Source organism: Nocardia sp. NRRL WC-3656 (assembly GCF_000720265.1).
Lineage (GTDB): Bacteria > Actinomycetota > Actinomycetes > Mycobacteriales > Mycobacteriaceae > Nocardia > Nocardia nova.
In genome coordinates this window covers 374675-396585 of sequence record NZ_JOJF01000002.1, presented here as the reverse complement: position 1 = coordinate 396585, position 21911 = coordinate 374675, and the positions used below count along the sequence as shown (strand labels likewise).

General features: G+C 68.5%; 21 protein-coding genes and 1 riboswitch. Of the genes, 7 read left to right on the top strand and 14 right to left on the bottom strand.

The genetic code is table 11. The features are described from left to right. Positions 1–2: 2 nt before the first annotated feature. From IG65_RS0104550 to IG65_RS0104530, 5 genes are all read right to left on the bottom strand, one after another. Positions 3–1220, bottom strand: a complete 1218-nt coding sequence (locus IG65_RS0104550; RefSeq protein ID WP_030513546.1) for a lipid-transfer protein — start codon at positions 1218–1220, stop codon at positions 3–5. 231 nt (positions 1221–1451) lie between these two features. Continuing rightward, the gene (locus IG65_RS0104545; RefSeq protein ID WP_030513545.1) at positions 1452–2096 is read right to left on the bottom strand and encodes a TetR/AcrR family transcriptional regulator; all 645 of its coding nucleotides are present in this window, start codon (positions 2094–2096) and stop codon (positions 1452–1454) included. Between the two features lie 38 nt (positions 2097–2134). Then, a complete protein-coding gene (locus IG65_RS0104540) occupies positions 2135–2719 on the bottom strand; it encodes a potassium channel family protein (RefSeq protein WP_156055483.1) in 585 nt (194 codons plus the stop codon). 51 nt (positions 2720–2770) lie between these two features. Continuing rightward, positions 2771–4054, bottom strand: a complete 1284-nt coding sequence (locus IG65_RS0104535) for an MFS transporter (protein ID WP_231509052.1) — start codon at positions 4052–4054, stop codon at positions 2771–2773. A 305-nt stretch (positions 4055–4359) separates the two neighbouring features. After that, the gene (locus IG65_RS0104530; RefSeq protein WP_030513542.1) at positions 4360–5577 is read right to left on the bottom strand and encodes an NADP-dependent isocitrate dehydrogenase; all 1218 of its coding nucleotides are present in this window, start codon (positions 5575–5577) and stop codon (positions 4360–4362) included. A gap of 313 nt (positions 5578–5890) precedes the next feature. Further along, positions 5891–6002, top strand: a riboswitch (SAM riboswitch). 13 nt (positions 6003–6015) lie between these two features. Between IG65_RS0104530 and IG65_RS0104525 the strand changes: the two genes are divergently transcribed. Both IG65_RS0104525 and IG65_RS0104520 read left to right on the top strand, forming a co-directional pair. Next, positions 6016–6270: a hypothetical protein gene (locus tag IG65_RS0104525; protein ID WP_030513541.1), complete on the top strand. Its 255-nt coding sequence runs from the start codon at positions 6016–6018 to the stop codon at positions 6268–6270. 2 nt (positions 6271–6272) lie between these two features. Next, the gene (locus IG65_RS0104520) at positions 6273–7433 is read left to right on the top strand and encodes a homoserine O-acetyltransferase (RefSeq protein ID WP_051755398.1); all 1161 of its coding nucleotides are present in this window, start codon (positions 6273–6275) and stop codon (positions 7431–7433) included. Positions 7434–7435: 2 nt separating this feature from the next. Here IG65_RS0104520 and IG65_RS0104515 read toward each other — a convergent pair whose 3' ends face one another. Continuing rightward, positions 7436–7681 carry a DUF3017 domain-containing protein gene (locus tag IG65_RS0104515; protein ID WP_081879271.1) on the bottom strand — a complete coding sequence of 82 codons (246 nt, stop codon included), beginning with the start codon at positions 7679–7681 and terminating at the stop codon, positions 7436–7438. Positions 7682–7851: 170 nt separating this feature from the next. Beyond that, positions 7852–8364 (bottom strand): GNAT family N-acetyltransferase, encoded by a 513-nt coding sequence (locus IG65_RS0104510; protein WP_030513538.1) that lies wholly within the window; start codon positions 8362–8364, stop codon positions 7852–7854. Between the two features lie 308 nt (positions 8365–8672). On the opposite strand from IG65_RS0104510, the gene IG65_RS0104500 reads away from it, so the two are divergent. Then, on the top strand, positions 8673–9137 hold the full coding sequence (locus tag IG65_RS0104500; RefSeq protein ID WP_030513537.1) for a tRNA (cytidine(34)-2'-O)-methyltransferase: 465 nt from the start codon (positions 8673–8675) through the stop codon (positions 9135–9137). 31 nt (positions 9138–9168) lie between these two features. On the opposite strand, the gene IG65_RS0104495 is transcribed toward IG65_RS0104500, so the two are convergent. After that, on the bottom strand, positions 9169–9399 hold the full coding sequence (locus tag IG65_RS0104495) for a DUF167 domain-containing protein (protein WP_030513536.1): 231 nt from the start codon (positions 9397–9399) through the stop codon (positions 9169–9171). Positions 9400–9447: 48 nt separating this feature from the next. Continuing rightward, positions 9448–12789, bottom strand: coding sequence for an error-prone DNA polymerase (locus IG65_RS0104490; RefSeq protein ID WP_030513535.1), 3342 nt, complete (start codon positions 12787–12789; stop codon positions 9448–9450). A 234-nt stretch (positions 12790–13023) separates the two neighbouring features. Between IG65_RS0104490 and IG65_RS0104485 the strand changes: the two genes are divergently transcribed. Together IG65_RS0104485 and IG65_RS0104480 are read left to right on the top strand one after the other, a co-directional pair. Next, positions 13024–13281 carry a hypothetical protein gene (locus tag IG65_RS0104485; RefSeq protein ID WP_051755332.1) on the top strand — a complete coding sequence of 86 codons (258 nt, stop codon included), beginning with the start codon at positions 13024–13026 and terminating at the stop codon, positions 13279–13281. Between the two features lie 130 nt (positions 13282–13411). Next, the gene (locus IG65_RS0104480; protein WP_051755330.1) at positions 13412–14761 is read left to right on the top strand and encodes an MFS transporter; all 1350 of its coding nucleotides are present in this window, start codon (positions 13412–13414) and stop codon (positions 14759–14761) included. Positions 14762–14767: 6 nt separating this feature from the next. On the opposite strand, the gene IG65_RS0104475 is transcribed toward IG65_RS0104480, so the two are convergent. After that, entirely contained in the window at positions 14768–14944 is a 177-nt protein-coding gene (locus IG65_RS0104475) for a hypothetical protein (RefSeq protein ID WP_156055482.1), read from the bottom strand. 204 nt (positions 14945–15148) lie between these two features. Between IG65_RS0104475 and IG65_RS0104470 the strand changes: the two genes are divergently transcribed. Then, complete coding sequence (locus IG65_RS0104470) at positions 15149–16129, top strand: SDR family NAD(P)-dependent oxidoreductase (RefSeq protein WP_030513531.1); 981 nt, start codon at positions 15149–15151, stop codon at positions 16127–16129. Positions 16130–16200: 71 nt separating this feature from the next. On the opposite strand, the gene IG65_RS0104465 is transcribed toward IG65_RS0104470, so the two are convergent. The 4 genes from IG65_RS0104465 to IG65_RS0104450 all read right to left on the bottom strand — a co-directional run bounded on the left by IG65_RS0104465 (position 16201) and on the right by IG65_RS0104450 (position 20356). Then, positions 16201–17097: a sucrase ferredoxin gene (locus tag IG65_RS0104465; RefSeq protein WP_030513530.1), complete on the bottom strand. Its 897-nt coding sequence runs from the start codon at positions 17095–17097 to the stop codon at positions 16201–16203. Between the two features lie 65 nt (positions 17098–17162). Next, complete coding sequence (locus IG65_RS0104460) at positions 17163–17930, bottom strand: alpha/beta fold hydrolase (RefSeq protein WP_030513529.1); 768 nt, start codon at positions 17928–17930, stop codon at positions 17163–17165. 90 nt (positions 17931–18020) lie between these two features. After that, positions 18021–19625 (bottom strand): DNA polymerase Y family protein, encoded by a 1605-nt coding sequence (locus IG65_RS0104455; protein ID WP_030513528.1) that lies wholly within the window; start codon positions 19623–19625, stop codon positions 18021–18023. Then, positions 19625–20356, bottom strand: a complete 732-nt coding sequence (locus tag IG65_RS0104450; protein ID WP_030513527.1) for a hypothetical protein — start codon at positions 20354–20356, stop codon at positions 19625–19627. The genes IG65_RS0104455 and IG65_RS0104450 overlap by 1 nt, the downstream gene beginning before the upstream one ends. A gap of 408 nt (positions 20357–20764) precedes the next feature. Here IG65_RS0104450 and IG65_RS0104440 point away from each other — a divergent pair, with 408 nt between their 5' ends. Further along, positions 20765–21910 (top strand): serine/threonine-protein kinase, encoded by a 1146-nt coding sequence (locus IG65_RS0104440; protein WP_030513526.1) that lies wholly within the window; start codon positions 20765–20767, stop codon positions 21908–21910. The last annotated feature ends 1 nt before the right edge of the window (position 21911 follow it).

Sequence of the window (21911 nt, the reverse complement as noted above, 5' to 3'; positions counted from 1 at the left end):
TTTCAGCGCTCGGCGCGCTGGTAGGCGGTGACGACCGCGGCTCCGCCGAGGCCGATGTTGTGCTGCAGCGCGGCGGTGACGCCGTCCACCTGACGCTTGTCGGCCTCGCCGCGCAGCTGCCAGGTGAGCTCGCTGCATTGCGCCAAACCCGTCGCGCCCAGCGGATGCCCCTTGGAGATGAGGCCGCCGGAGGGGTTGACCACCCACTTGCCGCCGTAGGTCGTCTGCTCGCCGTCGATGAGGCTGCCGGCCTCACCCTCGCCGCACAGGCCCAGCGCCTCGTAGAGCAGCAGTTCGTTGGCGGAGAAGCAGTCGTGCAGTTCGATCACCTGGAAGTCCTGCGGGCCCAGGCCCGACTGCCGGTACACCTGCTGCGCGGCTTGCACATTCATGTCGTAGCCGATGAGGTTCTTCGCGGTGCCGTCGAAGGTGGACGCGAAATCGGTGGTCATCGCCTGGCCCACGATCTCCACCGCCCGCCCGGCCAGACCGTGGCGGTCGACGAAGTCCTCGGAGGCGAGCACCACCGCGCCCGAACCGTCCGAGGTCGGCGAGCACTGCAGCTTGGTGAGCGGGTCGTAGATCATCCGCGCGCCCAGGATGTCGTCGAGCGAATACTCGTCCTGGAACTGCGAATACGGGTTGTTCACCGATTGCTTGTGATTCTTGTACCCGATCTTCGCGAAATGCTCCGCGGTGGTGCCGTACTGCTTCATATGTTCGCGGCCCGCGGCGCCGAACATCCACGGCGCCGGCGGGAACAGCACTTCGGAGATCTCGGCCAGCGCCATCATGTGCTTGGCCATCGGCTGCTCGCGGTCGTCCCAGGTGGAGCCGAGCGATCCGGGCTGCATCTTCTCGAAGCCCAGCGCCAGCGTGCAGTCGGCCAGCCCGCCCCGAATCGCCTGTGCCGCAAGGTAGAGCGCGGTGGATCCGGTGGAACAGTTGTTGTTCACGTTGATCACCGGGATACCGGTCATCCCCAGTTCGTAGACCGCGCGCTGGCCGGAGGTGGACTCGCCGTAGACGTAGCCGACGTAAGCCTGCTGCACCTCGCGATAGTCGATTCCGGCGTCGGCCAGCGCCTTGGTGCCGGATTCGCGGGCCATATCCGGGTAGTCCCACGCGCGGGTCGTCCCGTCGGCCTCCTCGACCTGCCGTCGCCCCGGTTTCTCGAACTTCGTCATTCCGACGCCGACGACGTAGACCTTGTTCGTCATCGAACCACCCTTCTCCCAGTCGGCCGCCCCGGCGAGCGGCAGTGGTCGATCCGTTCCGATCGAACTGGAAACAAACATACGGAGCTGTATGTAAATGCGCAATAGGGTGCGTGAGGTCGCTGCCGGATCGGGAGGTATGCCCAGTTAGGACGTTTGTGTTGATACGTACAGGTGCATCTGTAGCTCGCTACAGCTCGCGCCTCGGCGCCGGCGCGGAGCCTTCGAGAGCTCTCAGCCCCCGATTCCCAGGCCCGGCAGTGCGGATTCGGCGGCCCGGCGCAGATGCGCGGAAGCTCGCTGCCAGCGGCGGTGGGCACGCTCCGGATCGGGGGATACGAAGTTGGAGACCAGAATTCCGCGCAAGGTGTCCATCGCGGTATAGGCGAAGTCCCGAACTTCCTTGCGCCGCAATTCGTCCGGGACCAATTGCGATACCGCCATCAGGACGGCGTTGTTGACGAACGGCTCGACCTTCTCGGCCTCGGCGGCCAGCACCGGATCGGTGCGCCCGGCCACCCACAGCTCCATGGCCGCGATGAACAGCGGTCCTTGATGCAGCTCCCACATCGCGTCGAGGGTGGCGCCGATCGGATCGTCGCCGGCGCGCAACCGGCCCAGCTCCTTCATCGCGGCCTCGGTGCGCCGCTGCGCCAGATGCGAGATGGCGGCCACCACCAGATCCGTCTTGGAACCGAAGTGGTGCACCTGAGCGCCGCGAGTGACCCCGGCCCGTTCCGCGACGCGCGGCGTCGTGGTGCCCGCATAGCCGTATTCGACCAGGCAATCGATGGTCGCGTCGAGCAGCCGCACCCGCATCTCACTGCTGCGCTGCTCCTGCGTACGACGCGGCGGCTTACCGACGACAGATCTGGCCATTCGGAAATCCTACACTTACATACACACGTGCATGAAACTCACTCGGGCTCGCGCGCCGCACGGCCGCGCTGGATAGCGGCCAGCACCACACGCACGCCGGCGCCGATGAGCGCCAGATCGGCCAGGATCTGCACAGTCACCATGACGCGGGCGGCCTGCGAGGTCGCAGCGATGTCGCCGAAACCGACCGTTCCCAGCACGGTCACCGTGAAGTAGAGGGAATCGACGCGGGTCAGCAGGATTGTGAAACTGTCCGGCGCGGCCGACGACATCAATACATACGTCGTGGCGAATACGAGAATGAACACCACCGCGATCATGGTCAGCGCCTCGGCTCCGCGGAGTCCGGGATACGGCGCGGCGACGATGCGCGTGGCCTGCCGCACGATGAGCACGACGACCAACACCAGACCACCACACAGGCCCAGTAGCGGGCCGAGCTTGTCCAGATGATGAAAGGGCAGGACGAAATACAGCGCGACGAGCACGATCGTCGTCACCGCGGTCCGGGCGGCGGCATACAACGCCGCCCGCCGCCGCGCACCGTCACCGCCGCTCCACTGTTCCTGCGGATCCATCCTGACCTCCCGGTCGAGTTCTGCCGCCTGCTCGGGATCACTCAACCACGCCGGAGGGTCGCACAAGGGGAGCTTGCCCGGCGTTCTCCCGGTCAGCTACAGGCGAGGGGCGACCGGTTCGCGGCGTCGCGCCACGCGGCGGGCCGACCACACGGTGATGGTGAACAGCACCACTCCCGCGACGGCGAGGCCCGCGCCCACGACGGCGGGTGCGGTGTAACCGAGGCCCGCCGCGATCACGAGGCCGCCCAGCCAGGCGCCGGCGGCGTTGGCGATGTTCAGCGCGGCGTGGTTGAGGGCGGCGGCGAGGGTTTGGGCGTCGTGGGCGACGTCCATCAGGCGGGTTTGCAGGCCGGGCGCCAGTGCGGCTCCGGAGGCGCCGACCAGGAAGGCGCCCGCGGCGGCGGTGAACGGATTGTGGGCTGCCGCAACGAAAGCCGCGAGAATCACGACCATCGCGATCAGCGCGACGAACACCGAGCGGTCCACACCGCGGTCGGCGAGGACGCCGCCGCCGATGTTGCCCGCGACCATGCCCAGGCCGAACAGTGCCAGCACGATCGGCACGAGGCCCTGACCCATGCCGGCGACATCGGTGAGGGTCGAGGTGATGTAGGTGTACACCGCGAACATGCCGCCGAAGCCGACCGCGCCGACCAGCAGGGTCAGCAGGACCTGGGGGCGGCGCAGGGCGGTCAGTTCGGTGCGCGGATCTGTCACCCGCACGCCGTGCAGATCGGGCACGAAGCGGGTGATCGCGAAGACCGTGGCGAGCCCGATGACGGCGACGACCACGTAGGCATCACGCCAGCCGAGCCCCTGCCCGAGCCAGGTGGCCGCGGGGACGCCCACCACGTTGGCGGCACTCAGGCCCAGCATCACCGCGGCGACGGCCTTGGCCCGCTGCCCCACCGGCGCCAGCGAGGCGGCGGCCAGCGAGGCGACACCGAAGTAGGCGCCGTGCGGCAGACCGGCGACGAAACGCGCGGCGACCAACGCCGGGAACGCCGGGGCCAGCATCGAGGCGATATTTCCGACGGTGAACGCGATCATCAGGGCGATCAGCAGGCGCTTGCGCGGCATGCGGGCGCACAGTGCCGCGATCACGGGCGCGCCGACCACCACGCCCAGCGCGTACGCCGAGACGGCATGTCCGCCGGTGGGCTCGGAAACATGCAGGTCCGCGGCGATGTCGGGCAGCAGTCCCATGGTGACGAATTCGGTGGTGCCGATCCCGAAACCGCCGAGCGCCAGCGCGAGCATCGCCGGAACATGCCATCCGGTGCGGGAAGTCTCCGGCGCCGAGCCGAGCGCCGCACGGGACGACGCGTCACTCGCAGATGACCCCGAGGGGAAGTCGACGGGAGGTGCGGTACGCACGGGAGCTGAGTCGGCCACGGGTGTGGCCAACACACGCGGCCGTCGCGGTGATACCGGCGGCCGGGGTGATTCGACTCACCGGAACCGGCTCCCGCTCGCCGGCGCCGTCCGAGGAGCATCGAAATCGTTGCGGGACAACGGCTCTCTCCGCATCGGAGGCCGCGCCCGGCGCGCTGTCGGATACCTCACACGCCGCGCGATCGGGTGCGGACAGCAATTCGGGCACCCGCGGCCACCGGGATCGGTGGGGGCGGGTGCCCGGATATGTCTACCGGCCGCGCCGGATTCCGGCCGGTCGTGAGCGTTCAGCTCAGTTCGCGCGCCAGGTTGGCGTCGAGCACACCGAGGAATTCCTCGGTGGTCAGGTAGCCCTGGTTGCCGCCGACCAGCAGCGCCAGATCCTTGGTCATCTGGCCGCTCTCGACGGTCTTGATCACGACGTCCTCGAGGGTCTGCGCGAAGCCGATGACCTCGGGGGTGTTGTCCAGCTTGCCGCGATGCGCCAGACCCCGCGTCCACGCGAAGATCGAGGCGATCGGGTTCGTGGAGGTGGGCTTGCCCTGCTGGTGCTGCCGGAAGTGGCGGGTCACCGTGCCGTGCGCGGCCTCGGCCTCACAGGTGCGGCCGTCCGGGGTGAGCAGCACCGAGGTCATCAGGCCCAGCGAGCCGAAGCCCTGCGCCACGGTGTCGGACTGCACGTCGCCGTCGTAGTTCTTGCAGGCCCAGACGTAGCCGCCTTCCCACTTCAGCGCGGAGGCGACCATATCGTCGATCAGCCGGTGTTCGTAGGTCAGTCCGGCGGCCGCGAACTCGTCCTTGAACTCGGTCTCGAAGATCTCCTGGAAGGTGTCCTTGAACATGCCGTCGTAGGCCTTCAGGATGGTGTTCTTCGTCGACATGTAGACGGGGTAGTTCTGCTGCAGGCCGTAGTTCAGCGACGCCCGCGCGAAGTCCTCGATCGACTTCTTGAAGTTGTACATACCCATGACGACGCCGCCGTCCTCGGGCATCTTCACCACTTCGTGGACGATCGGCTCGGAGCCGTCCTCCGGGGTGAACTGAATCGTGACGGTGCCGGCCTGATGCACCTTGAAGTCGGTGGCGCGGTACTGGTCACCGAAGGCGTGACGGCCGATGATGATCGGCTTGGTCCAGCCGGGCACCAGGCGCGGAACGTTGGAGATGATGATCGGCGCGCGGAAAATGGTGCCGCCGAGGATGTTACGAATCGTGCCGTTCGGCGAACGCCACATCTTCTTGAGACCGAATTCCTCGACACGTGCCTCGTCGGGGGTGATGGTGGCGCATTTGACGCCGACGCCGTGTTTCTTGATGGCGTTGGCCGCGTCGACGGTCACCTGGTCATCGGTCTTGTCGCGAGTTTCGATGCCGAGGTCGTAGTACTCGAGGTTCACATCGAGGTACGGATGGATCAGCTTGTCCTTGATGAACTGCCAGATGATCCGGGTCATCTCGTCGCCGTCGAGTTCGACGACGGTCCCTTCAACCTTGATCTTGGACATGGATCTTCGTGTCCTCCTAAGGAAGGTGTGCTCCCATTGCACGGCCAGGCGAGCACGCTTGTGAGCGGACCCCAGCTGTTCAACAGACAACGTATACGCCCCGCGTTGTCCACGAGACGCCTGGTGCTAAACAAGACAAGCGTACTGGTGCGCTGGGTCTCACTGACAGGGGCGGTCCCATTGAGAGCTACCCCCGTCACACCGGCGCGATGTCCAGTCGCCAGCGAGACGGACATACACCGCGAACGTCCACCTCGAATCGGGCGAGCCCAACCCTCGCCCCCGCCGTGACCGATTGTTACCATCCACGGCAGGTCATGAGTGCCAGCGCCAAGCCCCGGCTCGCTGGCCGGCAACCCTCCAGTTGCGGTGGGGTGCTCCGGGTGATTGACCGGGCTCTCGAAAGCCGAGGGCAAGCGCGACTGTCAGGAGCAACAAGTGAGTGAGTCCACCGTGCCCATCGTCGACAAGTGCGTGGAGGCGGCGGAGCGGCGTAGGCGTATCGCTACCATCGGGGATGTGTGTGCCCCAGCCCTCCGTACCGCCTCGACCACGCGCGCGCTCTCGCCGTGCGCCGACCCGGCGGCCTCCCGCGCCGTGTTCCGGCAGGTCCGCGGGCCGATGCGGATCCTGGGACTCGACGGCACGGGAGTAGACGGCCTGGCACGGCTCGACGTGGTGACGGCACGGTGACCGTGAGTATCGAATCGAGCACGTCACGCCCCGGCGCAACGACACTGCTACCACCCGCGGACGGCACGGTGGGCATCATCGGCATCGGCGACGTCCGCGTCGAGAACGGGGCGGTCGTCCCCGGTGTCGAGCTGGCCGTGCAGCGCTGGGGCGAACTGGCCCCCGGCCTGGACAACGTGGTGCTGGTCGAGCACGCGCTGACCGGAGATTCACACGTCTGCGGACAGCCCGACGAACTGCACGCCCTGCCGGGCTGGTGGGACGGACTGGTCGGACCGGGCGCCGCATTGGACACCGATCGCTGGTGCGTGATCGCGACCAACGTTCTGGGTGGTTGCCAGGGCAGCACCGGCCCCTCGTCTCTCGCACCGGACGGAAAGCCTTGGGGCGCACGCTTTCCGGAGATTTCGATTCGTGACCAGGTGAGCGCCGAAGTGGTGCTGCTGGACCTGCTCGGCATCTCCCGCATCGCCGCGGTGGTCGGCGGTTCGATGGGCGGCATGCGAGTGCTGGAATGGATGGTCGGCTATCCCGATCGCGTCGACGCGGCCCTGGTGCTGGCGGTCGGCGCCCGCGCCACCGCGGATCAGATCGGCACCCAGACCACCCAGATCGCCGCGATCACCTCGGATCTGGACTGGCAGGACGGCAATTATCACGACACCGGCCGCCGCCCGCAGGCCGGGCTGGGCATCGCGCGCCGGATCGCGCATCTGACCTACCGCACCGAATTCGAACTCGACCATCGGTTCGCCAACACCGCCCAGGGTGACGAAAACCCTTGGGACGGTGGCCGTTACGCGGTGCAGAGTTATCTGGAACATCAGGCCGACAAGCTGGTCGCGCGGTTCGACGCGGCCACCTACGTGCTGTTGACCGAGGCCATGAACCGGCACGACGTCGGGCGCGGACGCGGCGGTATCGAGGCCGCGCTGGCCGCCACCCCGGTGCCCTGCGTGGTCGGCGGCGTGGACTCGGATCGGTTGTATCCGTTGCGGACTCAGCAGGAACTGGCCGATCTCCTGCCCGGCTGCAAGGGCCTGGAAGTCGTGCATTCGCGCGACGGCCACGACGGTTTCCTCACCGAGATCGAGGCGATCGGCAAATTGCTGGAGCAGACGATGGAGTTGGCGCGCGCCGCGCAGGACGCCCGCGCGTCCTGAGTTCAGCCGACGCCGAGGCTGCTGATGGTGACCGCCAGCACGATGATCGCGCCGCCCAGCACGGTGTAGGCGCCGATGTCGAACGGGCGGCTGCGCACCGCCAGCAGCCCCACCCGGGCCGTCGGCAGGCACAACCGGAACACCGCCGCCAGCAGGGTCGCCCCGCCGATGAAGAACGCACCGCGCCGCCACCGGTCCTGAGCCACGAAGACCACCGCGACCAGCAGCACCACCACGACCAGCAACATCGGCAGATGAACCTGGAAGAAGCGGCTCGCCGGGCTGGAATGCTGTGGGTGGGTGGTCGGCACGTCGGTCACGGCTGCGATTCTCGCATGTCCGGTCGTGCCGCCCCCGGGAGTGGGGGCGGGCCCGGTCACGACGGCCACCGGATGCGGCCGCCGCGACCGAGCCGCGATCAGACGCCGAACGGTGCGGCGTAGCGGATACGGCCCGCCGGGAGCGGATGGTCCGCGTCGAGTGCGAGGGCCATCAGCGCGTCATCGGGGACATCGATGCTCAGATCGATGCCGTATCGGCTTGCCCGCCGGAAACCGAACCGCGGGTAGTACTCGGGGTGGCCGAGCACTGTGACGAAATGCTCGCCGCGGTCGGCAGCGGCCCGCAATGCGGCACGAACGGCCGCCGCCCCGGCACCGGTGCACTGATACTCGGGCAGTACGGCGCACGGTCCCAGGCACAGCGCCGGGATATCGCCGATATGACAGCGAGTCAGGAGCGCGTAGCCGACGACTGTGTCGTCCGGTCCGGTCGCCACGATCGACAGGCCGTCGATCCAGGCCGGATCGGCGCGTAGTGCCTCGACGAGGTCGGCCTCGTCGGGCCGGTCGAATGCGGCGGTGTTGACCGCGTGGACGGCGGGGATGTCGGCGGCGGTTTCGGCGCGCGTGATCCAGGTTCGAATAGTCAATGCTACGAATCCGTTTCGTATCGATCGGGTGATGAGTCGACGCGGCTGCGCGAGCGGGCGCTCGGCGCAATCGCGGACGAGATCAGGCCGACGCGCGGAAGGGGCCGATGCCCTGGAGAAGGTGTTCGGCACCTGCGCGCACGGCGGCCTCACGCACAGTCATCGATCCACCTCCCGGGAACTCATCGATACCGAGGCGATCGCGGCATCGTCGAAACGGATCGGCCGTCGCCATACGGCCGCCGATCACGGTAACAGAGGCCGGGCTGCGAGGCGTATCACTTATCCGGGACGGGTACCGTCTCGGTGTGCTCAAGCTGGTGTTCTTCGAACCGCGTATCCCACCGAATACGGGCAATGCGATCCGTTTGGCGGCCGGCACGGGATGCGAACTGCATCTGATCGAGCCGCTCGGATTCGATCTGTCGGAGCCGAAGCTGCGCCGCGCCGGACTGGACTACCACGATCTCGCGGTGGTCACCGTGCACGAAAACCTCTCCGCCGCATGGAAATCCCTGCGTCCCGAGCGCGTCTTCGCCTTCACCACGCACGCCACCACGCACAACACCGATATCTCCTACCGGGCCGGAGACGTCCTGCTGTTCGGTCCGGAACCGACCGGGCTGCCGGCCGACGTCCTGGCCGACCCGCACATCACCGATCAGCTGCGCATCCCCATGCTGCCCGGTCGCCGGTCGATGAACCTGTCCAACGCCGCGGCGGTCGCGGTGTACGAGGCGTGGCGGCAGCTGGGGTTCCCGGGCGCCGTGTAGCCGCCGAGGCCCACCGGCCGAACGACACGCCTCAGATGTCGATCGTGAAGCGTTTGAAGCGGGAGGTGGCGCCCGCGGTGAGGTGGACGGCCGACTTGGGCACGCCGTAGTGCTGGGCGAGAAGTTCGATCGCGGCCTTGTTGGCCTTGCCTTCCACCGCGGGGGCGCGCACGTACAGCTGCAGGGTGCCGTCGTCGAGGGTTTCGACGAGGGGGCCCTTGCGGCTGTTGGGTTTGATGGTCGCGCGGACCACGGTCGCCACGTGCTGCTCCTCGATGTCGGTCGGTGGGACGAGCCTAGCCGCGACCGTTCAGCGGAAGTCGCGTGACTTCGAGGCCATGCGCAGGTCCATGCGCTGCAGATGTTCCGCCACCACACTCACCACACCCTCGGCGTTCTGCACCCGCCCCCGGATCAGCAGCGCGGGAGCGCCCTGGGCGATGCGCCGATAGCGGCGCCACAGCCCCACCGAACACACCACGTTCACCATGCCGGTCTCGTCCTCCAGATTGATGAAGGTGACCCCGGACGCGGTGGCCGGTCGCTGCCGGTGCGTCACCGCACCGCCGATCAGCACCTTCGACCCGTCGGGCACGGCGAGCAGCCGGTTCGCCGCGACCACGCCGAGTTCGTCCAGCCGCGGACGTAGGAATTCGGTGGGATACCGACCGGGCGACACACCGGTCGCCCACACATCGGCGGCCGCCATTTCCAGTTCGCTCATCCCGGGCAGCGCCGGTGCGTCGGTGACCGCCCCGGTCCCCGGCAGCCGATCCGCCCGCTCCCCCGCCGCCGCACCGGCCGCCCACAGCGCCTGCCGCCGGTCGAGACCGTGGCCCGATGCGGACTCGATGCTGCCGAGCGCACCCGCGGTGGCCAGGGCCTCGGCCTGCGGCACCGTCAACTCGACCCGCCCGGTCAGGTCCAGAAACGATCGATAGGAACCGGAAGACCGTGCGGCGACGATCTTTTCGGCCACGTCGTCACCGATGTGCCGGACCGCGGACAAGCCCAGTCGCACCTGGGTTCCGCGCTGCTCGAGCGTCGCCCCGGCCAGGCTGTGATTGATATCCGGCCCGTGCACCACCACCCCGTGCCGGCGGGCGTCGGCCACCAGCGACTGCGGAGAGTAGAAACCCATCGGCTGCGCGTTCAGCAGCCCCGCGCAGAACGCCGCGGGATGATGCAGTTTGAACCAGGCCGAATAGAACACCAGCGCGGCGAAACTTTGCGAATGACTTTCCGGGAAACCGAAATTCGCGAAGGCGTAGATCTTCTCGTAGATGCGATCGGCCAGCTCTCCGGTGATTCCGTGCAGATCACGCATGCCCTGATAGAAGCGGCCGCGCAGCCGCTCCATGCGCTGCGGTGACCGTTTCGATCCCATCGCGCGGCGCAACTGGTCCGCCTCGGCGGCGGTGAAACCCGCGATATCGATCGCCATCTGCATGAGTTGTTCCTGGAACAGCGGGATTCCGAGGGTGCGGGCCAGCGAACTCTCGAGCGCCGGATGGTCGAGCGTCACCTCCTCCCGGCCGTTGCGCCGGCGGATATAGGGATGCACCGAACCGCCCTGAATGGGGCCGGGCCGGATCAGCGCGACCTCCACGACGAGATCGTAGAAGGCACGCGGGCGCAGCCGCGGCAGTGTCGCCATCTGGGCACGCGACTCGACCTGGAACACTCCCACCGAATCCGCGCGCGCCAGCATCTCGTAGACGGCGGATTCGGTGAGATCGAGGGCGTGCAATTCCACGACCTCACCTTTGTGCTCGCGCACCAGATCGATCATGTAGTGCAGGGCCGAGAGCATGCCCAGACCGAGCAGATCGAATTTCACCAGACCCGCTGCGGCACAATCGTCCTTGTCCCACTGCAGCACACTGCGCCCGGGCATGCGCGCCCACTCCACCGGGCAGACGTCGGCGATCGGCCGATCACAGATCACCATGCCGCCGGAATGAATACCGAGATGTCGCGGCAGGCCCTCGATCTCACCCGCCAGTTCCAGGACCCGGTCCGGAATATCGGTATGCGTTTCGGATGCCACCCCGGTCCATCGGCTCACCTGTTTGCTGAACGCGTCCTGCTGGCCGGGCGAGAAACCCAGCGCGCGAGCGGCATCGCGCACCGCGGACTTGCCGCGATAGGTGATCACATTGGCCACCTGGGCGGCATATTCGCGACCGTACTTGCGGTAGACGTGCTGGATCGCCTCCTCCCGGCGATCGGATTCGATATCGAGATCGATATCGGGCGGGCCGTCACGTTCGGGCGCCAGGAAACGTTCGAACAGCAGATCGTTGGCGACCGGATCCACATTGGTGATGCCGATCGCGTAGCAGACCGCGGAATTGGCCGCCGACCCCCGGCCCTGGCACAGAATGTCGTTCTGCTTGCAGAAGTGGACGATATCGTGCACGACCAGGAAGTAGCCGGGGAAATTCAGTTCGGTGATGATCCGTAGTTCGTGTTCGATCTGCCGGTACGCCTTGGGATTCCCCTCCGGCGGGCCGTAACGATCGCGCGCTCCGGCGAGGGTGAGTTCCCGCAGCCAGGAATTCTCGTCGTGGCCGGGCGGCACGTCGAACGGCGGTAATTCGGGGGCGATCAGGCGCAGATCGAAGGCGCATGCGCGAGCCAGATCGACCGCCCCGGCCACCGCCTGCGGGTATTCGGCGAAGAGCCGGGCCATTTCCGCACCCGAGCGCAGATGCGCGCCACCGGTGGGCGGCAGCCAGCCGTCGATGTCGTCCAGACTGCACCGTGCCCGGATGGCCGCCAGCGCCATCGCCCGGCGGCCCTGCGCCGGGGTGGCGAAATGCGCTGCGGTCGTGGCGATCACCGGCACGTCCAACCGGGTGGCGAGGGCGATCAACCGGGCATTGCGTTCGTCGTCGTCGGGCACTCCGTGGTGGGTGAGTTCGACGCTCACCCGGTCGCGGCCGAACAGATCCATCAGCCGGCGCAGCGCCGCCTCCGCCTCGGCGTCACCCCGCTCCAGCGCCCGGCGCACATGTCCTTTGCGGCAGCCGGTGAGAATATGCCAGTGCCCGTCGGCGGCGGCGGCGAGCCGATCCAGGTCGTAGCGCAGGATTCCCTTCTCACCGGCCACCATATGTGCCGCCGACATCTCCCGCGACAGCCGCCGATATCCCTCCTGCCCGCGCGCCAGCACCAGCAGATGCGGTCCGGACGGGTCCGGTTCCCCCGTGCGCGGTTGCGAATCGTCCATCGGAGCGGAGACGAATATCGTTGTCGCGTCGCGGGTTTCACCCAGCGACAATTCGGCGCCGAACACCGTCGGCAGCCCCCATTCGGCGGCGGCCTCGGCGAAACGCACCACCCCGTAGAAGCCGTTGTGATCGGTGAGCGCCAGCGCCTCGAGCCCCAGCCGCACCGCCTCCTCCACCAACTCCTCGGGTTGGCAGGCGCCGTCGAGAAAGCTGTAGGCCGAATGAGTATGCAATTCCGCATACGACACCAGCGGACCGCCCGGCTCCGGCCGCGTCCCCGCCCGGTATTCGCCGCGCGTATGCGACCACGCCGGGCTGTCTCCGCCGTCACCCGGCGGGGCGGCCCCGCGCCCGGGCAGACCGGAGAGCACCCGCTCCATTTCCGCCCAGGTGGGCGGGCCGTTTCCCCAGCCCATATCGGCACACACCTTCGTAGATTCGAACGTATATTCGATACCGATGCTAACTCGTGGGCGCAGCGTTCGGAAGGCGGCCCCGCTGTGATCAGCGGGTCCGGACGAATATCCCGCCGACCACCGCGGCGGCGAGCAGTGCGAGGACGGCGATCACCAGCGACGTCCGCAGGCCACCGAGGAAGTCACCGGCCACCAGCGTGCCGAATACCGCGACCCCGACCGCGCCGCCGGCTGGTGGCCGACCTGCACGCCCGGAGCGCTCCTTTCCGGGAACTGTGGGCCGATCACGAACTGCGGCACAAGATCAGCGGGCACAAACGGCTGTACCACCCACTCGTCGGCGCCTTCACGCTCGACTACGCGGTGCCGGCCGTTCCGAATGTGCCGGGGCAGCGGTTGGTGGCCTACAGCGCCGAACCCGGCACGACCGCGTACGACGCGCTGGTACGGCTGGCGGCGGCTGCGCCCCGGGCATCCACCGTCGCGGGCTGACCAGGGGAAGCCGTCGGCCGCAGGCCGGAACAGACCGCCGCTGGAATCTCGCCGATTCGAATCCTTTTCGCGAATATCGGCTCGCCCTAATGTCACTGGGCGAATCGACGGCGGGAAGGAAAGGGACCCCATGTCTGTACTGGAGTCCGCGCCGGCGAGTACGCGCGCCGCGGGGCAGCACGAGGATCATTCGGAACATCTCGGCGCCGCCGAAACCCGGACCGCGGTGGCGGCGAGCCTGATCGGCACCACGGTCGAGTGGTACGACTTCTTCCTCTATTCCACCGCTGCGGGCATCGTATTCAACAAACTGTTCTTCCCGGATACGAGCGCGTTCGTCGGAACCATGTTGTCGTTCGCGACATTCGCGGTCGGTTTCGTGATGCGCCCCATCGGCGGATTGGTTTTCGGCCATATCGGCGACCGCATCGGGCGCAAACGTACCCTCGCGCTGACCATGGCGATCATGGGCGGATCGACCGCGCTGATGGGCGTGCTGCCGACCAGCGCCGCGATCGGTATCGCGGCGCCGATTCTGTTGCTGGCGTTGCGCATTCTGCAGGGTTTCGCACTCGGCGGGGAATGGGCCGGTGCGGTACTGCTGGCCGTGGAACACAGTCCCCGCACGAAGGTCGGCCGGTTCGGCAGCTATCCGCAGATCGGTTTGGCGCTGGGGCTCGCACTCGGCACCGGAGTCTTCGCCCTGCTGCGTTCGGTCCTGAGCGAACAGTCGTTTCTCGACTACGGCTGGCGAATCGCCTTCGGCGCCAGCGTGGTGCTGGTGATTATCGGCCTGGTAGTGCGGCTGAAAATCGACGAGACACCGGCATTCCGGGAAATCGACCGGCTCAATCGAATCTCGAAAGTGCCTGTGGTCGAACTGTTCCGGAACGCGCGCACCCGGCGCAACACCGTTCTCGGCCTGCTCTCGCGGTGGGGCGAGGGCGCGGCGTTCAATACCTGGGGCGTCTTCGCGATCAGTTTCGCGACCGGGCATCTCGGTTTCGAACAGGTTCCGGTACTGCTCGCGGTCACCATCGCCGCGGTCGTGATGGCCGCACTCATTCCGGTATCCGGAAAGCTGACCGATACATTCGGGCCGCGCCGGGTCTATATCGCCGGTATCGCCGCGTACGGGCTGCTGGTGTATCCGGTATTCGCACTGTTCGAGGCCGGCAATATCGTCGTCTTCACGATCGCGATCATCGCGGTGTTCGGTATCGCACACGCCCTGTTCTACGGTGCGCAGGGCACGTTGTACGCCGGGCTGTACCCGCCCGAGGTGCGCTACACCGGACTCTCGTTCGTCTATCAGGTCTCGGGGATCTACGCCTCGGGCATCACCCCCATGATCGTCACGGCGCTGATCGCGGCGGGGGGCAAAACGCCGTGGCTCGCATGCGGTTATCTGGTGGCGACGGCGGTGATCAGCGTGGTCGCGACCCTGTTCATCAGCGAGGACGACCGGCTCACCGCCTGAGCCCGCTCATCCGCCGGTGTACAGGGCGCGACGCCGGCGCCGCGCACGCCGGACCGCCTGTTCCGCCGCGGCGGCGGCCTCTCGTTCGGATGCCCCCGCTGCGATCGCCTTCGCCCGGGCGTCGGACCCGGCCTTCTCGTCCCTGGCCGCCGATCGCCGGCGCAACGCTGTCCACAGACTCATCGTCGTCTCCTCCCGCACCGATATCCGAACACCCAGCATGACGCGGGAGCGCCGGGCCGGCATCGCCCGTCGGAATGACCGGTGCGGGGCGGATGTAGTCCTCGCGACCTACCCGGCTCCCCCGCGCCGATGTGCGCAGCCCCCTTGGCAGCGGAACTTACTTTGGAGTAAGTTCGGAGGAAATCGACCTGCAAGGGAGCAGCGATGTCGGATAACCACGCGGCCGAACACGGCTATCTGGCCCGTCGGCGGGCACGCCGGGATCTCGCCGGTAAACATGTCGTCATCACGGGCGCCTCCTCCGGTATCGGGCGGGCGGCGGCGACCGCGGTCGCCGCCAAGGGGGCCGTGGTGCTGCTGCTCGCACGGCGCGACGAGGAACTGAACGCCGTGGTCGAGGAGATCACCGCCGCGGGCGGGCGGGCCTACGCCTACCAGTGCGACGTCACCGATTCCGACTCGGTGGACCGGACCGTGAAGTCGATTCTCGACACCCACGGCCACGTCGACATGCTGGTCAACAATGCCGGCCGCTCCATCCGGCGCGCCGTGCACCGATCCACCGACCGGCTGCACGACTTCGAACGGACCATGGCGGTCAACTACTTCGGTGCGGTGCGGATGACGCTGGCACTGCTGCCCCAGATGCGGGAGCGTAAATTCGGGCACATCGTGAACATCTCGAGTGCGGGTGTTCAGGTCGCCACACCGCGGTTCGCCGCCTATCTCGCCAGTAAGGCCGCCCTGGACAAGTTCGCGGAGGTCACGGCGGCCGAGATGCTCTCCGACAACATCACTTTCACGACCATCCACATGCCGCTGGTGCGGACGCCGATGATCGCGCCCAGCGGCAAACAGGGCCCGTCGGAATCTCCCGAATGGGCGGCGGCCACCATCGTGCGCGCACTGAGCGAGCGGCCGCGGCGCATCGATGTGCCGGTGGGCACCCTGGCCGAATACGGGACGCTGTTCGCGCCGGGGATCAAGGATCGGGTCATGCACCGGTACTACCGGGCGCTGCCGGACTCCCCCGCCGCCAAGGGCGAACTGCCGGTCGAGGACGAACCGGAGTCGGAAGTGCCCGCGCTGCAGGCGAAACCACAGCGCAAGCCGTCGACCGCGGAGCGGGTTACCCGCTCGACACTGCGCCGCGCCGCCCGGTTGGTTCCCGGCACCTACTGGTGAACGCGGAAGCCGCCTCCACCCGCGTCGCTCCCTTGCGCTCGCGCCCGCCGCCGGTCACCTGCGACGAAATGTCACGTGGTCTCGCGGATTTCGTCCACGACGATCGCCGACGCCGGTTTCGGGGCGGCGCCGCAGCTCGCCTGGCGGGGCGGATAGCCGACGGTTCGCGTGGTGACCAGCCACCGTCGGCCGTCGATGTGGGTCACCTCGGCGGCGCCGGCGAAGGTCGCCGGATCCGAGATCGGGGTGTTCGGCTCGGCAGCCGTCACCGTCAACTGGTCGAGGGCGGCCGGCACCCGTTCCCGCACCGCGATCTCCGCCACCTGCTCGACCGGTGACAGGCCGCTTCGTCCGCGAAACCCCTTCAGCGACAGGTGGTTACGCCGCGCCTGCGCCACCGCCCGGACCGCGTCCTCGCCGTCGACCCGGCCGTAGGTCAACCCCTCGGGCAGGATCACCATGGCGGGCGCGAACCGGTGCCCGCCGGTATGCGAGCACTCCCAGACCTGATCCGGATATTCGGCCGCCAGCCGGGCCGCGATCGGACGTCCCAGTCGGGCGCAACACTGATCGCGCTTACCGTGTGCGCACACCAGGGTCAGCGGATCGGTCACCCGTTCACCGATTCCCGGCGCGGGACCGTTCAGCACGTGCAGATCGATATCGAGAAGTTGTTCCGGATCGGTGACGGTCAGACGTTCGCACCACGAACCCTGTGGCCGGGAGGCGGCGAGCAGAACCGTTCGCACACCGGTGAATTCGCCGCGGCCGGGACGCCGGATGAGGGTGGGACGGACGCGCGCGGCCTTGGTGCGGGCGGCCAGTTCGGCGGTGAGCTCGGCACCGAGGACCGCATCGCCGATCACATCGCGGCCCCAGGCGCCGGGTTGTTCGATGCACAGCCAGCCGCTCACCCGGGTCGCGCTGCCCGGCAGGGGAATATCGGCCGCTGCCGCCGAACACGGCAGCCCGTCGAAATTGCTCGCGGGCACCTGCGAGGTGGGTGGTGCGGAACGGGAATCGGCCCCCACGTTCAGCGCTCCAGGAACGGCAGCACCACCGAAGCGAACTCCCGATACCGGTCGCGGTGGATGCTGTGCCCGCAGGTGAAGGCCTCGACCCGGCAGTCCGAGACGCTGGCGCGGAAGATCTCCAACTTCTCCGGATCGACCATGCCGCCGGGACCGCCGCGCAACATCACCGTGGCTGCGGTGATATCCGCCAGCCGCTCCCACCATTCCGGATGCGGTTTGCGGAACTGCTCGAGCGCCGGAGTGGTCATCGACCGGTCGAAGGCCAGAACCGCACGCGGATGACGCAGCAGACTGGTGGTGGCATGCCACAGTTCCGGCACGGACGGCAGCCGCCGGGTGAGAGTGAGTTGTTCGTCACCGGAACGCAGCGGCAGCGGCTGTTCCTCGAGGACCAGCCGCCGGACCAGTGCCGGCCGTTCGATGGCCACCCACGAGCAGGCGTATCCGCCGAGCGAATGCCCGACCAGATCGACGGTGGCCAGTTCCAGCCGATCGCACAGGCGCAGCAGATCCGTGCCGAACTCCTCGAACCGGTAGGAGGCGGTGTGTTCGCTGCGACCGTGTCCGCGCAGATCGGGAATGATCACCCGGCGTCCGGATCGGATCAGCGCGGTGGCGAAGCGATCCCAGGTGTGGCCGTCGCCACCCATCCCGTGCACCAGCATCACCGGGACCTCCGAGAGCGGATGCGGCGTCGGCGCGCTGCCCGAATCCCGATAGGCGATCTGCACCCCCGCCAGGGGCACCCGGATGACGTTCGACTCCACGATCAGCCAGGGTACGTCGCCGCGGGCGCCGTCGCCGCAGCCTGTGGGGTGTTCCATAGCTCGCGCCCAGGGGCATAGGCGGCACCGGCGCTATTCGTAGAGTCCCTCCACGTGCCAGATGTGGTCGTAGCCGAGCAACAGTAGAGCACGCTCCTCCGTGTCGAGCAGGATCTGCGTGCGGACGGCGCCTCCGGAATCGCCGGTGGCCCACCAGCGTTCGTCCAGCAGCCAGGGGCCGGCCCAGCCCGCGACCCGCCACGACTTGCTGCCCCAGTGCAATTCGGCCGGTTCGGCGGTGAACATGCCGCGGTCGGTGAGCCAGATCGGGCTGCCGTCGCAGGACTCCAGCCGGACCTCGGGATGATTGACCAGCACCACCGCGGGAGCCGGTTGCGGCAGCCGGCCCGGCCACGGCAGGCCGGGATCGGCGGCGGGAACCACTTCCTCACCGAAGGTGATCAAGGTGACGCGTTCGACGGGACCGCGGCCGCCGCTGAGGACACCGATCCGCACCGCCTCACCGCCCAGCAGACCCTGCACCCGGGTCAGGGCGCGGCGGGCGCGTTGATCCTCCTCGCCGACCCCACCCCAGAGCCCGAGCTGCAGCGCACCGGCCGCCACCACCTCGACCGGCTCCAGGCGCAGCAGCGTGATCGGAGCGGACGGTGGCGGTTCGGAATCGCCCGTCCGCCCGCGTTTTCCGTTGGTCAGGGCGCGATGGGTCAGCCAGCCGTCCAGCTGCCAGCGCACCCGGTCCGCGGTGGTCTCCGGGGTGAGCGGCTGGGCACAGCGCCAGATTCTCGACAGCTGTTCCCCGGCCGCGGTTTCGGCGTGGACCGCCAGCCGGGTGCAGGCCACCGAGGCCGCCGCCAGGCGTTCGTGCAGTCGGGTGGCGAGCATGCGACCGGCGAAGGCGGCGGCATCGACCCGCTCGATCGGCGGATCGCACCGGTATTCCACCATCAGGTCCGGGGCGGGCGGGGCCGCCGAGGGCGGGCGCTCCGGTTCGGCACGGGCACACCGGTGCGCCCGGATCGCGTCGGCGCCGAACCGGGAGGCGACCTCGGCGGGCGTGAGGGCCGCGAAATCGCCGATGCGGCGTAAACCCAAGCGGTGCAACAGATCCACCAGTTCGGCACGTTCCGGCGGAGCCAGGCTCGGCTCCACGGCCAGCTCCCCCACCGGTAGCGGCGCCAGGAAATTCGCGGCGGCGCCCGGCGCGACGATCTGCGCCCGGCGCGCGGCTGTCACCGCGGCCGACAGTTCGTCGGCGATGCCGATCCGGCATTCCACACCGTGTGCGGCGACCGCGTCGACCAGGCGTTCGGCGGCCTCCTCCTCGGACCCGAAGTAGCGAGCAGCGCCGCGGGCGGCGAGTACCAGCAGGCCGGGACGCAAGACCTCCACTCCCGGCACCGTCGCGTCCACGGCCGTCGCCACCGGTTCGAACAGACGCGCATCGCGGTCCGGATCCGCCTGCGCCACATGGAGGTCCGGGCAGCGCGCCTGCGCCTCGCGCCGGGTCAGACCGCGCCGCACCCCCGCGTCGCGAGCCACCGCCGAACAGGCCACCACCCGATTCGCGTGCAGCACCACCACCGGTCGCAACGGTGAGAGGTCGGCCACGGCGGCCGCCGCCGCGGCCGGCCAGTCCGGACACCACACCGCCAAGACGCGAAACCCGGGTCGCTTCATCACGCCCCCACTGCCGACAGCGCGGTAGGCGGCGAATCCGATTCCGGTACAAGCCATTCGACCCGGCCGTCGCGCGGGCACAGGTCGAGCGTGCCGGTGCGCTCCGGTGCGGACCGGCCGCGCACACAGACGTTCAAGCGCACCGATCGCAACCGGCCTCGACCACGCCCCAGGCCCGAATAGCCCGCGACCCGGGTGTCGATCCGCAGCGTCGGACCGCTCCAGGCGCCACCGGTCACCACGAGCGTGGCCCCTTTGCTGCGGGCGCGGGCGGCGAGAATTCGAGTTCGGCTGGGCGGCACCGACATACCGGCCAGGCCGACCACCACCAGATCAAGACCATCCAGCAACACTGCGGCGACCTCCACCGGGTCCGGGCCGGGTTCGGTCACCACGGCCAGCCGGCCCAGATCGGCACCCATCTCCGCGGCGGCGAGCAATCCGAGCCGCGGCAAGCCGACGGCCGCGGCGTAGCCCCCGCCGCCGGTCACCGCGGCCAGCAGGCCGGTCAGCAGCGAACCCGCGCCCGAGTAGGCCACCACCGCCCCCTTCGGCATCCCGCCCTCGGGCAGTAGCCCGGCCAGCGCGGGCGGTACGGAAAGAAGCTCTCTGCGCAGTTCAGCGCTTGTCGGCGGGCGTTCCACGACCTCGACCCCACGGGCCGGAACCGCGGCCATCCGCCGCCGCAGCTCCGCCAGCTGCACGGCCCGCGCGTCACCAGCCGAACCCATCTCGCCGACCACCTATCTCTCACCGAATGGACTCCACCGCACTCGATGCACCGCACCGCCGCATCGACTACATTCCGCACCTCCTCCGCCTCACCCACCTGCCCCGGGGCCCGCATCCCCCCGACAACGCCAGAAGCACCGTCGAGCGGATTCAGCACCGATTCAGCTATCGATCGTAATCGAATATACGTTCGATCCGGTGATCAGTAGAACCTTCCGACCGGTCTCCGTCAAGCCGCACCGGCCCACGTGTCACATCAGTCCCACTGCGACTGTTCCGTCACCGGTCGCGGCTGTTGTCCACACCACCCATCGGGGCCGTCCGGCGGGCCGCCCGCCGGGCTGTGACCGCTGCCAACCCCGGTCCGAAGCAGGCCGGTCGCCCTGGTTTTCGGCTATCCTCGCGCCGTGACCGAACGCGCCCGCCCCATCGTCGGCCCCGACTATCTCGTCGCCGGCCGTTACCGCCTGCAGTCCAAACTCGGAGGCGGCGGTATGGGTGCGGTATGGCTCGCCACCGATCGGCTGCTCAACCGCGAGGTCGCCATCAAACAGGTGCTCACCACCGCCGGGCTCAGCGAGGCCGAGGCGACCGAGGTGCGCAACCGGATCGTGCACGAGGGCCGGGTCGCGGCCAAGCTCTCGCACGAACACGCGATCGCCGTCTACGACGTGGTGCTCGAGGCGGGTGAACCGTGGCTGGTGATGGAGTATCTGCCCTCGCGCAGCGTCGCCAAGGCACTCGCGCTGGCCGACACCCTCTCCCCCATCGAGGTCGCGCAGATCGGCGCGCAGGTGGCCGACGCCCTGGCCACCGCCCATGCCGCCGGAATCGTGCATCGCGACATCAAACCGGGCAACATCCTCGTCGCCGATCGAGGCTCCGAGGTGGGGATGGCCAAACTCAGCGACTTCGGTATCTCCAGTGCGGGTGAGGCTTTCGACGAACCGGAAGACGTGATCACCGGCACCCCGTCCTATCTGCCGCCGGAGGTGGCGCGCGGTGCTCAGCCGGGCCCGGCCAGCGACGTATTCTCCCTCGGCGCAACGCTCTACACCGCGATCGAGGGGCATCCGCCGTACGGATTCGACGACGACAACGACGTCATCGTCACGCGCGCGGCGATGGCACAGATCATTCCGCCCACCCGCAGCGGGCCGCTCACCCAGGTGCTGCTGCACATGATGGAACCGGCGCCGCAGCGTCGCCCCACCATGGCCGAAGCTCGCGAGGAAATCCTCACCGCCGCCTTCGGGCCCGGCACCGGGCCTTATATTCTCGGCGCTCCGATCCGCACCGAGGACGGCACCATTCCGGCCTGGGCGGCCCGCAATTCGGCCGCCGGACTGCGCAGTCCGCATTCCGCGCCGCTGCCCCGCCCGCCGCGCGTCGCCGCGGCCGGTGCCGTTGCGCAGCAACCGAAACTGGGGAAATCGAAGCTCGTCGACATCGACTTCACGAAGTTCGGGCCCAATGCGGCGCCGCTCGCGATCGCGGTGGGCCTGCTGATCGGACTGCTCATCCTGATCGTGATCCTCGTCGCCGCGATGTAGG